Source organism: Butyrivibrio sp. XPD2002, assembly GCF_000423945.1.
GTDB lineage: Bacteria > Bacillota > Clostridia > Lachnospirales > Lachnospiraceae > Butyrivibrio.
In genome coordinates this window covers 11797-27662 of record NZ_AUIY01000008.1, presented here as the reverse complement: position 1 = coordinate 27662, position 15866 = coordinate 11797, and the positions used below count along the sequence as shown (strand labels likewise).

Below are 15866 nucleotides of genomic sequence, written 5' to 3'. Positions count from 1 at the left end.
CATGTTTTGAACAGTGAGTAATGAGGGAAACATGAAAAGACGAGTTGTATTAGTTGCGCTTGCATTATGTCTTGTGGCTGGATGCGGTAATAGAAATGAAACTGTTATAGACAATGAGAATGGTAGCGCGGCAAGCACTGATGAAGTGGTTCAGGATGAAAATAACAATAATGTAAGCATTGAAGAACAGGTCGAGGATGAGGGTAGTTCGTTAGGATTAGATTCATCCAAAATCATAGAGGAACAGTCATTTGATATCAGACTAAAAGGATGGGGTGACGTAAGATTTGTATCCTGTCTGCCTGATAAAGATAAGAATCCTCTGGCAGATGCTACGTTTTACCTCATGGATGGTGAGAAGGTGATTTACAAAATGCCTTCTGTTTACGAAAACGACAACAGAGAGTGGGGGCTTTTTGAGGACATTTCTTTTGTTGCATTCAAGGACATAAACGAAGATCAGAAGGATGAGGTAATTGTTGGAGAACTATACGTTACAGGTGCCGGACCGCAAGGAATGTTACCCCGTACAGAGGTGAGAATATTCGAGGATAAGGGAGATGCATTTGAATATGCTAAGGATCTAAGCGAGTATATAAATGATTCAATGCCTGATGATGGCACAATTTACGATGTTTATGAAAAAGCTGATGGGTTTAAACAGAATGGTTTAGACAACAGTTCTGATGAGGCTTCTGCTGAGGATAGTACTGCGGGAGTAGGCAAATCACAGGAAGAGGGATATGATCGCACGTACCTTGAAGAAAAAGACGGTGTCTATACATACAGGCTGTCAGATGCCTCCATCATTGAAAAATATGATGAGTTGTATGCAGGTGCGTTTTCCAATTTCATTGACTCTTATAATGAAGTGATGAAATGGCAGAACCAGAGCTATAGATCAAAAGAGAAGTATACTGCAAATAGTCTTGTGTTAAAGAATAATGAAGAAAACAGCGTTGTCAAAACAGGCTCATATTATGAAATGGATTTTGGCTTTAACCTCGATAATGTTGGTTATACTTATGTCGATCTGGATTGCGATGGAACCTTTGAGCTTATATTTGGCATTTTAAAGTACGATGAATGGATACCGGATAATGTTTTTGAAAGGGCTTATGCCCTGGTGGATGGAAGAACAGTAAAGATTTGTGAAGGTGGAAGCAGGGATACTCACTGGCTTGGATCAGATGGATATATATATGAAACAGGAAGTAGCGGAGCTGCTTATAGTGGGACATCTAGACTTCGGTTTGACAGTAAGAAGTTGCAGGTTGATGAAGATACAGATTGGGGCAGTCAGGGCTTTATAGAAGAGGAGTTCCTGGGATACTGGGAAAGGCCTGTCCATATTATTGGACCCTATTCTGATATAGATGAAGCAGCAAGGCGTCCAGAGAGTGAAATATCAGATGATGAGTGGAGAACACTTTTTGACGAATGGGATGCAAGACAGGTTGGAATAGAATGGTTGAAAATGTCTGATTATTTAACAAAGCATCATCTGTTAGAATTTTGATTTACTTTTAAATAATCCAATAGAATTAGTAATAAGTCGTGTCTATTTCGTAGTCCTTATTGCAGAAGTCATATGACATTTGCAGAAAGGGTTGCGTTTTTGGCACGACTTTTGTTCTTATGGGGCAGGAAAATATTGATTGGGAAAATAGATATCGCTTATTTGCAGAGCCGAATATATATTCACATGCCGTATCATATTAAGATTATTTCATCAACAAATTATCTAGGTCACAGGAGAACAGGAGGAGATTCTATATGACACCCAGCATTTTGCTTCTTTTGGTAACAGTTACAAACGGCTGCTTTTTACTTTCCTTATATCTTAAAAAGAAGGAAGATTCTAAAAAAGATGAGGCATCTGAACAATGATCTGTCCTTATTGCGGTAAAGAAATGAAAAAAGGTGTTCTTGCAGGCAGCGTACACAGCCTTGCATGGAAAGAGGGAGACAAAGGTCCCGGGGCTATAGAAATGATTGCCGGCATTGGACGACTGTCTGCTGCAAAATTCAAACTGACACACCTGACTATGGATTCCTACTTCTGCAAAAGTTGTAAGAAGCTTATAATAGACACTGATATCCATTAAAAGGGAGGATTGATTGAAATGATAAAAGAACATATATCAAAAATCCAGCGCGGTGATTGCAGCAAAACAGAAGTGACACTTACGGGGGTATGTCTGGTCCTTGCAGGAATTGTTTTGGGCATGAAACTTGCACCATTCAGAGTTTCTACTTTTGGAAGCTTTAATGGTAACACCGGCTGCATTGATAAGCCTGAGAATCTTATGAAATTACTGAAGAAGGATAACTAACTGCAGAAAATGGGTATATTGAATGAGGTACAGGGCTTAATAAGCAGCTCGGAAAGAAAGATTACACAGTGCGAACCCGAAGGCATAATCGTTGATAACTGGATACGTCTGTTAAACGAACAGGGTGACTGCATAAATGGCGTTATTTATGAGGAACTGTCAGGATTATCCGTAATTGCAATCGATGGGAGAAGCAGTAGTTTGATGAGATAGTAGCTGTCGAGGGAATGAGAAAATGGACTATATAAGGAATAGAAAAAGCAATATCCCATTTAGTTTACATGATAGCAGGATAATACAGATTGAGACTGTCAAAGACACATTATCTTTTAGGGTAGATCGGGTATTTCAATATACAGACGACGAAGAAAAATGGTTTTCCGGAGTAATCGATTTTACTAAGACTGATATGGAAGAGTGTAGTATTCTTGTGTTTAACACTCCATATGGGTATGATGGCGAGAAGTCATTTTCAGGAAAAGCTATGTCGTTAGAGGAGTTTAAAAAGCTATATCCTGGTGCAGAGTTTGAGATTGTTACAGAGGGCTATTGTGGTTATGATACAACATACCAGGGCTGGATATGGCAAGGAGAAAATGATCCGGTTTTTGGGATTATGAGCATATGGAATAGAGGCGATATGATATATCGGATAGATGATACTTCAGTTGCTCCTTGACCATGAAAACTTAGGGCACTAAAGGGAGAAAACATTTTTGACAAAAAGACGGTAATAAGCGTAGAGCGAGACAGCTTCTGTATGAGTAACCGTAATTGCTTCGGGATTTTTATAAATTAAGGATAGAGGCGGAAGGAATGGTATGAGAATTTTTCTTTGTATTGATGCGATGATGGTTTTGCTATTTCTGTTCATGGGTTTCTATTTTTATAAATCGAATGGCAAAGCAGCGAACTATCTTTCAGGATATAACATGAAGTCCGATAAAGAACGTGAGAAATATGATGAAGCAGGTATGTGTAAAGATTATGGTAAAAGAATAATGTTTATGGCAGTTCCTTTTATTGTAGGAAGTGCTATTGATTATAAGTTTGCTGGAATCGGAACAGGAATTGCATGGGCAATCTGGTTAGTAATGTTTATTTTACTGCTATTTGAAAGACATAAACGCGAAGGTAAGAGGCATAGTTCATAAGGAAGGTTGGAATAATGGATATAAATTACGCTTTAGCACTATATAAAGAACTTGAGGCATATCTGAAAAAATATGGAGATCAATCCATCGTCTTTCATTACAGTAGTCTGGTGGATGGAATAGCTGTTCTTGAAGCTGATTATTCGGATGAGGATAAAGAGGACTGTATTCTGACTTTGTATGAAAGGCTATATCCTGGAAGGGGAGGACTTACTGATTTTTTCATAAATAGTGAGGATCCGGAACAAAGAAAAGCATTAAACGAACAATTATCCCACATCCAGCTAGAGTTGTGGAAAATAGTAAAAGACAAAATAGTCGAGCATAGTAGCCCGGGTAAATTTAGACATGAAGAAGCATAATAATATGGATTCAAACGAGGAAGAAGGCCATGTTCTACAATGCAAAGAATGAAAATATAAAATTTGATGGAACAGACTGTGATTATATAAGCTTTGGAACCGGTGATAAGAACCTTATCATGCTCCCAGGGGTAGGAGACGGATTCAAAACAGCAAGAGGAATCGCAGTGCCATTTGCTTTTGTGTATTCAGGATTTGCCAAGGAGTTTAAGGTCTATGTGTTTAGCAGAAGGAATAACCTTCCGGATGAATTTTCAACTGCTGATATGGCTGATGATATAGATAAGATCATGGACATGATTGGCATTAAAACTGCCAGTGTTTTCGGAGTGTCGCAGGGCGGTATGATATTCCAGCAGCTTGCTATAAGACATCCTGACAAGGTAAAAAAGCTTGTCCTTGCAGTTACTGCATCAAGGCCAAATGAACTGATGAAGGAGGCACTCGAATCCTGGATAAATATGGCAGATAATGATGATTATGCCGGAATAATGCTTGATACAGCAAAGCGTTCATATACCGGGAAGTATCTTGAACGTGGGATTAGAATGAATGCTCTTTTGGCAAGAATGAAGCCAAAGGACTATTCGAGGTTTAAGATTCTATGCAGATCGTGTATGGAACATGATGTTTATGACAGACTTTCAGAGATAAGCTGCCCAACTTTGATTATAGGGGCAGATAGTGATCTTGTTCTTGGAGGTGAAGCATCAGTTGAAATGTATGACAGGATAAATGACAGTACGCTGTATATGTATGAAGGTTACAGTCATGGAGTATATGAACAGGCCAAGGATTTTAATGGCAGGGTTATGGATTATTTAAAAAACTGAGACAGGAGTCCGTTTATGAAGATTATGGTCAGTGCCTGTTTGCTTGGACAGAACTGCAAGTATAATGGTGGCAACAATTATTGTGATAAAGTGGCTTCGTTTCTTGAGGGGCATGAAGTAATCCCTGTATGTCCTGAAGTGGAAGGTGGCCTTCCGGTACCAAGGATCCCTTGTGAAATAGTAGATGGTATAGTTACAAACAAGCAGGGTGAAAGCAAAGACAAAGAATTCAGATCAGGTGCCAAGAAGTGCCTTCAAAAAGCCATCGATGAAAAAGTTGATCTGGTAATACTTCAGTCAAGGAGTCCATCCTGCGGAGTTAAGCAGATATATGATGGCAGCTTTACAGGCAAACTCATTGAAGGAAAAGGAGTTTTTGCGGAACTACTGTCTGAGAATGGGATTAAGACTATGGATTTAAGTGACCTTTTGGAGGGATGATCTATATTAATAGGAGATTTTCACATGATCATTACATATAATGGTGAAAAATTAAGATATGTTGAAGATTATTATGGAGAGCCGGTACTCTGGATTACCAAACCTTCTCAAATTTCCATGGAACACATGAAATTTGTCGGTGGATATCCTGATGAATACTGCATTTATTTAAAAGATCTTTCTGAGACTGATGTTATAAAAATCAGAGAACAAGTAGTGAATGGAGCAGAATGAGCAAAAAGAAAACACCACCAAAAATGAAACACTTCGAAGATCTGAAGAAGAACTCCAAAGCAAGATGCACCAATCTGATGTATGTAATCTACAAGGAGCAGATGAAAGAAGGCTATTCTGATGAAGAGGCTCATGCACGGGTTTTTGAACTTTTAAAGAGCAGAGGAATTCTTCTTTTTCCGGAGAATGCTGCGCAGAGATATGATCACAAGAAAAATCATTTCTCAAAACGGCTTAAGAGAGATAACGTTCCTCCAACTCTGTATAAGATGGAAGATATCTTGCAGAAGGCCAATCATACTTTGAATACCCTTGAGGCTAGTATCTTTGATCTGCAGCATATGCAGGATGACATCCAAAAGCTATCGGACTACTATGGCAGCAAGCAGTGGAGAAAAGACCTTGAGTCTGATGAGCAGGGACTGTTCCCTGATGATCTTAAAAGAGGAGTGCTGTCAGAGGATGGCATTTACAACATGCTTGAACGGAACAAGGAAGTCATGGAAATGCTGAAAACGTTTTTTGAAGATTAGCCGTAAATGTCTGAAAGAATGAATATGAAAGAGTGTTGACAATGACCATAGAAAAATATAATGAAATTCCTGAAGGAGCAATGTTTAGATTTGAAAAGAAGATGAAGTAGTTTTATCTTTCAGCAGTGCGCCCAGCCAAGGGTGTTTAATCAAGCGGGTGAAAATCCTGCTTTGCGAAGGTCTAACCAACCAGCAAGTAGCGAGTCTTGCGTAGCAGTCGGTAACGACTGATGCGAAGCGTAGACAGCAAGTTAGCAGGGATGAAATGCTATTGAGCCTCGAAAAGATAAAGTATCCGTTCGGTCGACGGTTTTGCTGACCCGGAAGACAACATCGGATATCACGTTATTGGTGAGCGATATACGACACGGCGGGGTCATAGGGCCATTCATGTTAAACATTATGATTAAGCGTCAACTGGGGAGAGCCTGCAGTTTCTCGTATAAGAGTATGATATACCAACGTAACTAGAAGGATATCAAATGAATTGCAGGCAGTCGGATAGCTTCATAGTACTGATGAAATCGGGTAATTCCGATGGAGGGAAGGGAGCTACATAATAACGGTCTTTCTGAGGACACATCATCCGTACTCAGGGACGGAGGAAATGATGACAACGAAATTGGAAAGAATAGCAGAAATATCAGTGCAAACAACTAAGCCAGTCTTTACGAGTCTGTATCATATGATTGATGCTGACCTTTTGAAGCAATGCTTTAAAGAAATTGACGGAAAGAAGGCAGTGGGAATCGATGAAGTGACCAAGGAAGAGTATGGCGAGCAACTAGACAGCAACATCAAAGACCTAGTTAGAAGGCTGAAGAATAAGGCATACAAGCCCTTGCCCACCAAGAGGGTATATATCCCTAAGGGTAACGGCAAGATGAGACCGCTGGGCATTGCATCTTTTGAAGACAAGATGGTACAGCTTGCTCTTAAGAAAGTGTTGGAAGCCATTTATGAACCACGCTTTCTGAACTGTATGTATGGCTTCAGACCTAATAGATGGTGCCATGAAGCGCTAAGATATGTATATCAGCATCTCTCACGTGGCAAGATAAGTTATATAGTTGATGCAGATGTCAAAGGGTTCTTCGACCACATCGACCATGAGTGGATGATGAGATTTCTTGAATGGCACATCAAAGACCCAAATATACTGCGGTTGATACGAAAGTATCTTAAAGCCGGAGTTATGGTTGATGGTAGATTTGAGGACACGGAAGAGGGAACAATACAGGGAGGCAATATCAGTCCAACCCTGGCAAATGTATATATGCACAATGTTCTCACCCTATGGTTCAAGCTTGTTGTCAGAAAAGAGGTAAGGGGAGACTGCTTCCTTGTAAACTATGCCGACGATTTTGTGGCGGGTTTCCAATACAAATCAGATGCGGAAAAGTATTATTCTGCACTGAAAGAACGTATGGCAAAATTTAACCTCGAGTTGGAAGAGAGTAAAAGTAGACTTATTGAGTTTGGCAGGTATGCAGCACAGAACCGCAAAGAAAGAGGGATGGGTAAGCCAGAAACATTTGACTTCTTGGGCTTTACATTCTTTATGGGCAAATCCCGTAAAGGATATCCATGTCCTATGGTAAAGACTTCACGCAAGAAATTTGAGAAATCTTTAAAGAACTTCAAAACGTGGCTGTTTGACAACAAAGAACAGCCAGCGGGAAATCTTATTAAAGAGTTGAACGTAAAGCTTGTTGGTTACTATCAATACTATGGTGTTACCTTTAACAGCTATAAGCTTAGTGCGTTCCTGCATCGGGTTCAACAGTATCTACATAAGGTTTTAAACCGCAGAGGATGTGGCCGTACTTATTCATGGGATGGATTTGCAGATATGTTAAAGGTATATCCTCTTGCGAAACCTAAGATTTACTATGCGCTTTACTGATATATGTGAATGTTATTGTGGGGAGCCGTGTGCGGGAAAGCCGCACGCACGGATCTGAGAGGGGCTAGGGGTGCGAGTCCCTAGTCTACTTACCTAACATAGCAACGGAGATATTTTTGTGAAAACAATAATACTTACAGAGCCGAATTTATCATAATAAAGGGAAAAGTAGCATGTTAAAAAAAGCGACTAAAGTCATTGGTAAAATACTTCGAGGTATACTGATTGCTCTTGTGACAATAATTATTATATTGTTTGTAGTAAGGCTTATCGGCAGAGCGGTAAACGGCAGAACGCCTGACGGCGGTATCAACGAATCTATGCTTGTGGATATCAACGGAACGAAGCAGTGGATAAACATCTACGTACATGACAAGGACAACCCCGTTCTATTGTATCTGCACGGCGGACCGGGTTCCGCAACAAGTCATCTTGACTATGCGTTCACAAGAAAGTGGAGCGATGTTTATACGGTAGTCACATGGGATCAGCGTAACTGCGGAAAAAGCTATGACACTTCAAAGACGGATACCATAACCGCAGATATCATGATGCAGGACGGCAAGGAAATGACTGAATATCTGCTTGACTATATGAATAAGGATAAGATAACTCTTATGGGACATTCGTGGGGGTCACTGTTCGGCGCAAACTTAGCTCTTGAATATCCCGAATACTATGACGCATTTATCGGCACGGGACAGTTCATCGACTATACTGAGAATGAACAAAGACTGTATGAAGCTGCACAGAATTGGAGTGAAGGTGATGAAGAGGGAAAGGAACTGCTTGCAAAATGGTCTCCTAATGGTGCAGACACAGTAGATGCTCTTATGGCAAGAAACGAGATTATGGACAGGTACGGCTACGGCATGATGAAAGACGGCACAGATTATAACATCTACACTACGATACTTTTCAACCCGAACTATACGATTAAGGATTTTATCGGATATGTAAAAAACGGTGAAAAGTCATTCGAGCCGTATATGGTGTTTTTTACAGGTGATATGTCAAAGCTGTCGCTGCTTGGCAGATACGATTATCAAGTACCCTTCTACAATATAAACGGCGATATGGATTATCAGACAAACTATTGGCTTGCCTGCGAATATTTTGAGCAGGTGAGCGCTCCCCGAAAAGAAATGTTCGTGATGGAAGAAGCGACACACGGTCTGCTTGAATCACGTTCGGAAGAATTTTCTGAGATACTCCATAAAATTGCAGAAATCCAGAAGAATAGTTAAATCGGAAGATAGTATTGACGCCCCAGAGCAATTATCGTATCATCAATTCAATCAAATATAACAGACGCCCATTGCTACCGAGTAGTGGGATTTACGTCATTCCTTTACCGTTAGGTCTTAGCAGGTAAGGGAATGGCGTTTTTTAGTTTTGGAGGAGGATTTATATGAGATGGATTTATTTGTTGATTGCAGGTGCGCTTGAGATTACATGGGCAGTAGCAATGAAAATGTCGAATGGGTTTTCAGTGCTGATGCCTTCGATTATTGCAGGAGTAGGCTATATTGCCAGCGCAGTTTTTCTGGCTATTGCATTGAAACAGCTTCCGCTGGGAACTGCATATGCTATGTGGACCGGCATGGGAATTGTGGGAACGACCTTACTTGGAGTATTTCTTTTCCATGAGAAATTGTCTGTTCCGCAGGTTATCTGTGTTATCCTGATTGTAGTTGGAATAGCGGGACTTAAGATTTTGGCGAAAGATTGAGGTGTTTACAATGTTTAGAAAAATGAGAAGATTTAAGCAGCAGATCTCTGAGGCTGAATGCATAGAGATATTAAAGAGTACTAAGAGAGGGGTTCTTTCTCTGATAGGAGATGATGGATATCCATATGGAATCCCGATTGATCATTGGTATTGCGAAGAGGATGGAAAAATCTATTTCCACGGAGCAAAGGAAGGGCATAAGATAGATGCAATCAAGGCCTGCGATAAGGCAAGCTACTGTGTTTATAATGAAGGCTACCGCAAGGAAGGCGATTGGGCTCTGAACATTACAAGCGTGATCACATTTGGAAGAATTCATTTGGTAGAAGATGAGGAGGTCGCTCTTCGGATCTGCTCTGAACTTACCAGGAAGTTTACCGATGATCAGGCTTATCTGGAGCAGGAGATAAAGAATTCTTTCCGTAATGTTCAGTGTTTGGAGTTAATTCCTGAGCATATGACGGGTAAGCTGGTTAATGAATCATAGGAAGGAATATCGAAATATAAAAGTAGCAAATGATGAAAAAATCGGCAGGAAAACCCTGCCGATTTTTAAACGTTGAAATGGTTGATAAGTATGGCTATGATATGTATAATATATGTATGGAAACAATACGATTTGAGTGGGATGAAAACAAAAACATAATTAATCAGGATTATATCTTCACGTAAGGCTACACCAAACGAGAAGAAAGGCTATGAAAGGAGCAGAAGATCATGAAAAGACTTAACGATGATGAATTTTTGGAACAGGAATTTGACTTCAGTAAAGCTGTTAAGAATCCCTATGCTAAGAAGCTACACAAGAAGATAACAATGAATGTTGATGCTGATGCCCTTGAGTACTTTAAAAGTCAGTCAGCAGATTCCGGTATACCTTATCAGACGCTTATAAACCTTTATCTGGTCGATTGTGCAACCTCAAAAAAGAAGTTAAAAATGACTTGGAAATGATGATGCATAAGTTCGCATTATTCCCCATATTTTAGGTCTGTGTTTTCTCTTTCGGGAAATTTTCGGGAAAAACTGGTACGAAATCGGGAAAAAGTGGGAAGGTTTGTTTCTCTTGAAGCCAAGAGGCGTAAATGTTATTCTTTTCATGGCAGTAGTAGTGTTCAGTTGTTTTGGTGTGGTAACTTAAACAATACTCTTTTCAAGAGTCACTACAAGGAGTATTCGCCAATGATTTTCCAGTGCATGGACTATATTGAAAACCATTTGCATGACAGGATAACTGTACAGATGCTTGCTGATGAGCATGAGATGAATGCGTCCTGGTTGTCAACGGTTTTTGCAAAAGAGGTCGGGATGTCAGTATCGGATTATATCAGGCATAAGAAGCTTACAGCAGCAAAATATCTTCTTTCCTACAACGAGTACAGCTGCACAGATATAGCTGAATATCTGGGATTCGCTGGGGAGAGTCATTTTTCTACACTTTAAAAAAATATGAAGGCGTTACGCCTAAGGATTACAGAAGGAAAACCTATAACAAATCATTTACCAGCATGGGAAAACAGATTAATTAGAAAGTAGGTGGATAAGAATGGCAGAGAAAATAGTACAGACAGCAGGCAGAGATGTACTTGGAGATTTTGCACCGATACGGGGAGGATTAAAATGATAACTGTAAATCTCTATTATACAGGCGTAAATAGCAATGCCAGGAAGTTTGCAGAGGAAATGGAAAGCAGTGGAACTGCCGATAAGATCAGAGCAGAAAAAGGAAATGTTCGATATGAATATTTCTTTCCAATGAAAGATCCTGAAACTGTGCTTTTGATTGATGCATGGGAGAATCAGGAAGCAATTGATGCTCACCATGTTTCACCCATGATGCAGACTATAGCACAGCTGCGAGAGAAATATGATCTTCATATGAATGCAGAAAGATTTGTAAGTGCTGATACTCCAGAATCTGAGAACAAGTTTATAAGAAAGTAGACAGATTTTCCGGGGAAACATACAGCAAGGAGTTTGTTCCTGGAATTACTGAAGAAGAACAGTGGACAGATGAGTATTTCAATGTGAAAGACTATATTGCTTAACTGAAAAGAGATGTATAACGCAGAACGGGGAAGCTTTCTGCACTAATTAAGTAACCTTTGCAACATTTTCTCCTCCCTGACTGTATAAATAATAGATTGAGGATAAGCGCAGTCTACTATTTATACAGTTGGAGGAGAATTTTTTATGAGTAGTGAAATCTATGATCTTTTTTGGAAAACTGCATTAACGGTTTTTATAGTCAGGTATGTGTGGCGTCTGTTAAAAGAGTTTATCGGAATGATCAATTATTTTCGTGCAGAAAAATATGCGGGATGCGTAGTTAAAAGTCTGGGAACCGTAGAGCAGACAGCCCTTATCTCAGGACATTCTACAAATTATCACACGTTTGAAAGTTACTTGGTTGAGTATAATTACAATGGGCAGAAGCTACAGGATAATATCATTTCAGCCAGGAAAGGTCTTAAAAGCGGCGATTATCTTGCGGTACATGTAATTGAAAAAAATGGCGTACCTGAAATACAGACCGACACCTGTGGCGCTAAGATCAGGTTTTTAATATTGATTCTTCTGTTCAGTGTGGCTGCGACCATTGCGCTTGTTGCATTTGTTACATTGAGATATTCATAATTAGTAAGCTTATAAAAACTTTCCATTACGGAAAGTTTTTTATTGCCCAATTGTACAAACGGTATGTTACAATAAAACAGATGCAGTCGTACAATTTAGTCATCAACAAACATAATAAATGAATGCGAGGAACGGATAATGCCTGAGAAAATGACTAAAAGAAATAACTATAAGGAGCTGTTAAAGGAAAAGGAATACAGCAAGCTCCTGGTTGCAAACCTTGTGAACAGATTTGGAGACTCACTTGATGCAATCACATTTACATGGCTGATATACCATATCACCCAGAGCGCATCACTGGCAGTTCTGATCTACGGACTTAATGTTCTTCCTAACATTATCGTGCAGCCCTTTGTAGGACCGATAGTAGAGAAGATGAATAAAAAGAAGATTATCGTAGCTACACATCTTTTAAGAGGAATTATCATTTCCGCATTTGTGCTTATTTATATGTTCGGTAAGGTTAATCCCTTCATCATGGCTGGATTTACTTTAATCATAACAACTATTGAATCATTCAACCTTCCTGCATCCGGAGCATTCGTTCCGATGGTTGTGAAAAAAGAAAAACTTTCACATGCAATAAGCCTTAATGAGAGCTTATCAAGCGCTGTTTCCCTTATTGGAACAGGAGCAGCAGGCATCATAATTGCTAAGTTTGGTGTCCAGTTTACAATGATGATCGATGCAGCAACATTCTTCATTGCAATGTTTTTCATCCTTTTAATTAAGAACTATGAAGATAACCAGCCCGTTGTTAATAACGAGGCAAAAAGTGCTAAGAAAGCAAAGAACAATTTTTCATACCGTGCAATGCTTAAGGACGGATTTAAGTATGTCCTTGGAAATAAGATCCTTGTAAATTACGCTATCATGGCAGTTATGATGAATTTCCTTCTCGTTCCGCTTAACGCACTTGAGGCTCCCATTGCGGAGAACGTATTTGGACTTGGAAGTACACTTTTAAGCGTTATGGGAATGGCTTCTTCCCTTGGAGTTATTGTAGGTTCTGCGATCACTCCTGCTATAATCGATAAATTCAAAACAAAGAATACACTTTTCGTTTGCGGAGTTTTGCTGGGAAGCTTTATGACATGCATCGCCCTTGGAAGATTTGTATCCGAAATCGCTTTTGCAGGCTACCTTCTTGGAGGAATTTGCTACTTCATGATGTCCGGAGCAACCGCAGTTCTCTGCGGAGTTGTTAAAATCCAGTTCTTCAGTGTATGTGACAGAGCATATCTTGCAAGAGCAGGCGCGGTTATGGGAGCATCATCTGCAGCAGCTATGCCCCTTGCATCAATCCTTGTAAGCTGCGTACTTGTAAAAATCAGTTCTCTTCATCTTATTTTAGGATGCGGAGTAACAACCGTAGTACTTATGATAATTGTAATGTTTAGTTCAATGGAATTTGATTTAAAGGAAACTGAGGTGTCAAATGCAGCTTAAACTGGCTGAGCAGATCAAGAATTATAGAAAAGAAATGGGACTGACCCAGGAGGGACTGGCGGACGCGATCGGAGTAACTGTCGGTGCGGTTTCGAAGTGGGAAAATGGAAACAACGTACCTGACATATTGACGCTAATGCAGCTGGCAAATTTTTATAATATATCCATGGACGAGCTGGTGGGACTTGAGCTTACTTCAAAAAATCTTGAGGACATGTGCGACAAGGTTGAAGAGCTTGCGAGAAAGCACGAGTTTGAAGAGGCTGTCATAGAGGCCAATAATGCGCTTACGAGATTTCCGAACAATTTTAAGGTTATATATACATGTGGAAATTTGTACTATTACAAGTACATGGCACGCTTGGATAAAAAGGACTCGGAGAAGGCCATATCCTATTATGAAATGGCGCTTGAGAGGATTAAGCAAAACACGGACGAGGAAATATCCGAGTATTCAATAAAGGGTAAGATCGCCTTTTTATATAAAGATACTGACCCCGAAAAGGCAATCGAGCAGCTAAAGCAGATAAATTATGATGGCAGTAACAATGTTCCGATTGCCATAATTCTTATGAACCAGGGAAAAGTGGAAGAGGCGCTGGATTACTTTTCACACACGCTCATCAATTGTTTTTCAAATCAATTAAATACCATATTCAGTATTGGAAACGCGTTTTCAATAATGGGGAAAAAAGCGGATGTGCTAAAAGCCATCGATATGGTTGATGTTGAAATGCAGTTTATTGATGGCAGTGCAGTAGAGGGAAAAGTCAATTTTTGTTATAAGCCCAAGTCATTTCTTTATATTGAAAAGGCCTGCCTTTATTCAAGGCTCGGTGAGACTGAGGAGATGAAGGAATGCGTAAAAAAGGCATACGAGCTGGCGAAGGAATATGACACCTCCTGCGAAGTGGATGACATAAATTCCAGCATCAAATTCCTGTTTCTGAAGGATAAGGTCATATCCCATGGAACAAGCGGAAAAGGAGCTATTGATAGCATTGATAATATTCTTCAGTACAGACTTAAAGATAGGGACGGGAAAATTCCGAAGCAGATAAATGCTGTAATAAAGGCATGGAACGAGCAGAAGAAATTCATAATCGATGAATAATAATTCTCGCCGGGAATTGAATGCATATAAACATTTTGATGCGATTGACCGATATATAAAGATAAGGGTAATTACGGGACTACCGAATCTGCATTGAATATGTGATTGGAGCCATTTATGATGCATTCAATAATCGAAGTATTAACGGCTATATTACCTGTAATCGGGATGATAGCGGTTGGAGTATTCCTGAAAAAGACCCAGTGGATCTCGCGTAAAGGAATTGATGATATTAAGTTCCTTGTTTCCAGGATCATGCTGACGGTTGCCGTTTTTCATGCCCTGGCCACGGCAGAGTACAACAGTAAAATAGCTGTGCTGGTGTTCGTTCTTCTGATTGTGGAGCTGCTAACCTTTGGTTGCGGATTCCTGATAAGACCACTATTCCTTGAGGATCGTGCAAAATATGTACCCTTTCTCATGAGTCTCTATGAGGGAGGCATGGTAGCATATCCGCTCTTTTCAAATCTCTGCGGAGCAGATGCGCTCTCTAAAATAGCTTTATTGGATATATCCGGATTGCTTTTCGGCTTTTCCATCTGGATGGGTATGCTACAACAGCAGGAAAAGGGCGAAAGAATGTCACCCAAGGCATTGGTCCTTTCTGCGCTGCACACACCTACCTTCATCGGCGCGGTGTTAGGTGTTACCTTTGGTGTAAGTGGTATTATGAAATGGTTTCTTGCTCAGCCTGTGAGCTCCATTTATCTTGGATGTGAGCATCTGGTTGTTGCACCATTGAACGCAATGATTTTGCTGGCAGTTGGTTATGATATCGATCTGCATTTCGACAGGATCAGAGAGGTATTAAAACCGGTTATCTGCAGGCTCTTGATTCAGAGCTGTGCGATTGCTGTGTGTGTCTTTGTGATTTCCAGACTCTATAAAGGTGATCTCGAATTTATAATGGCTGAAGTCATTTACATGAGCGTACCGACAACCTTTTCCATGCAGACATATATCAAGAATCCGGAGGGGTGTTCGTATGTGTCGACCACGAATTCGGTGTATATGATAATCACGATAATCGTTTATGCGATTTGTGCGTTTTTTTATAAGAATGGGTTATAAGTTTATAAGAACAATTGTTGTAACGTATCGTTGGAACTTGGGGTCTATCAGAGGCGGATGGACA

Annotated in this window: 23 protein-coding genes; all 23 read left to right on the top strand. The window is 40.0% G+C overall.

What is annotated here, in order from left to right:
• The first annotated feature begins 31 nt into the window (after positions 1-31).
• Entirely contained in the window at positions 32-1519 is a 1488-nt protein-coding gene (locus G587_RS0105355) for a hypothetical protein (RefSeq protein WP_026491399.1), read from the top strand.
• A 367-nt stretch (positions 1520-1886) separates the two neighbouring features.
• Entirely contained in the window at positions 1887-2108 is a 222-nt protein-coding gene (locus G587_RS0105345) for a PF20097 family protein (protein WP_026491398.1), read from the top strand.
• A gap of 18 nt (positions 2109-2126) precedes the next feature.
• A complete protein-coding gene (locus G587_RS0105340) occupies positions 2127-2336 on the top strand; it encodes a hypothetical protein (RefSeq protein WP_026491397.1) in 210 nt (69 codons plus the stop codon).
• Positions 2337-2345: 9 nt separating this feature from the next.
• The gene (locus G587_RS0105335; protein ID WP_026491396.1) at positions 2346-2549 is read left to right on the top strand and encodes a hypothetical protein; all 204 of its coding nucleotides are present in this window, start codon (positions 2346-2348) and stop codon (positions 2547-2549) included.
• A 22-nt stretch (positions 2550-2571) separates the two neighbouring features.
• Positions 2572-3015, top strand: coding sequence for a hypothetical protein (locus tag G587_RS0105330; RefSeq protein ID WP_026491395.1), 444 nt, complete (start codon positions 2572-2574; stop codon positions 3013-3015).
• A 142-nt stretch (positions 3016-3157) separates the two neighbouring features.
• Entirely contained in the window at positions 3158-3490 is a 333-nt protein-coding gene (locus G587_RS0105325; protein WP_026491394.1) for a DUF3784 domain-containing protein, read from the top strand.
• A 14-nt stretch (positions 3491-3504) separates the two neighbouring features.
• Positions 3505-3852, top strand: a complete 348-nt coding sequence (locus G587_RS0105320) for a hypothetical protein (RefSeq protein ID WP_026491393.1) — start codon at positions 3505-3507, stop codon at positions 3850-3852.
• Positions 3853-3881: 29 nt separating this feature from the next.
• A complete protein-coding gene (locus G587_RS0105315; protein ID WP_026491392.1) occupies positions 3882-4685 on the top strand; it encodes an alpha/beta fold hydrolase in 804 nt (267 codons plus the stop codon).
• Positions 4686-4700: 15 nt separating this feature from the next.
• Positions 4701-5126, top strand: coding sequence for a DUF523 domain-containing protein (locus tag G587_RS0105310; RefSeq protein ID WP_026491391.1), 426 nt, complete (start codon positions 4701-4703; stop codon positions 5124-5126).
• Between the two features lie 24 nt (positions 5127-5150).
• On the top strand, positions 5151-5360 hold the full coding sequence (locus G587_RS0105305; RefSeq protein ID WP_029319550.1) for a hypothetical protein: 210 nt from the start codon (positions 5151-5153) through the stop codon (positions 5358-5360).
• A 23-nt stretch (positions 5361-5383) separates the two neighbouring features.
• Positions 5384-5893, top strand: coding sequence for a DUF4298 domain-containing protein (locus tag G587_RS26115; RefSeq protein WP_242830037.1), 510 nt, complete (start codon positions 5384-5386; stop codon positions 5891-5893).
• Between the two features lie 537 nt (positions 5894-6430).
• Complete coding sequence (locus G587_RS26460; RefSeq protein WP_256379309.1) at positions 6431-6553, top strand: hypothetical protein; 123 nt, start codon at positions 6431-6433, stop codon at positions 6551-6553.
• Positions 6504-7799, top strand: a complete 1296-nt coding sequence (ltrA, locus tag G587_RS0105295) for a group II intron reverse transcriptase/maturase (protein ID WP_026491389.1) — start codon at positions 6504-6506, stop codon at positions 7797-7799. Before G587_RS26460 ends, ltrA begins: the two co-directional genes overlap by 50 nt.
• 173 nt (positions 7800-7972) lie before the next feature.
• Entirely contained in the window at positions 7973-9046 is a 1074-nt protein-coding gene (locus G587_RS0105290) for an alpha/beta fold hydrolase (RefSeq protein WP_026491388.1), read from the top strand.
• Positions 9047-9210: 164 nt separating this feature from the next.
• Positions 9211-9531 (top strand): DMT family transporter, encoded by a 321-nt coding sequence (locus G587_RS0105285; RefSeq protein ID WP_026491387.1) that lies wholly within the window; start codon positions 9211-9213, stop codon positions 9529-9531.
• Between the two features lie 10 nt (positions 9532-9541).
• Entirely contained in the window at positions 9542-10018 is a 477-nt protein-coding gene (locus G587_RS0105280) for a pyridoxamine 5'-phosphate oxidase family protein (protein ID WP_026491386.1), read from the top strand.
• 230 nt (positions 10019-10248) lie between these two features.
• Positions 10249-10485 carry a CopG family antitoxin gene (locus G587_RS0105270; protein ID WP_044932127.1) on the top strand — a complete coding sequence of 79 codons (237 nt, stop codon included), beginning with the start codon at positions 10249-10251 and terminating at the stop codon, positions 10483-10485.
• Positions 10486-10578: 93 nt separating this feature from the next.
• Positions 10579-10974, top strand: coding sequence for a helix-turn-helix transcriptional regulator (locus tag G587_RS21500; RefSeq protein ID WP_196812517.1), 396 nt, complete (start codon positions 10579-10581; stop codon positions 10972-10974).
• Between the two features lie 177 nt (positions 10975-11151).
• On the top strand, positions 11152-11475 hold the full coding sequence (locus G587_RS0105260) for a putative quinol monooxygenase (protein ID WP_035785855.1): 324 nt from the start codon (positions 11152-11154) through the stop codon (positions 11473-11475).
• 249 nt (positions 11476-11724) lie between these two features.
• The gene (locus G587_RS0105255) at positions 11725-12168 is read left to right on the top strand and encodes a hypothetical protein (protein WP_026491382.1); all 444 of its coding nucleotides are present in this window, start codon (positions 11725-11727) and stop codon (positions 12166-12168) included.
• A gap of 138 nt (positions 12169-12306) precedes the next feature.
• Entirely contained in the window at positions 12307-13617 is a 1311-nt protein-coding gene (locus G587_RS0105250) for an MFS transporter (RefSeq protein ID WP_026491381.1), read from the top strand.
• Positions 13607-14731, top strand: a complete 1125-nt coding sequence (locus G587_RS21495; protein ID WP_035785853.1) for a helix-turn-helix domain-containing protein — start codon at positions 13607-13609, stop codon at positions 14729-14731. Before G587_RS0105250 ends, G587_RS21495 begins: the two co-directional genes overlap by 11 nt.
• 117 nt (positions 14732-14848) lie before the next feature.
• Positions 14849-15802 (top strand): AEC family transporter, encoded by a 954-nt coding sequence (locus tag G587_RS0105240; protein WP_051200769.1) that lies wholly within the window; start codon positions 14849-14851, stop codon positions 15800-15802.
• Positions 15803-15866: the final 64 nt, after the last annotated feature.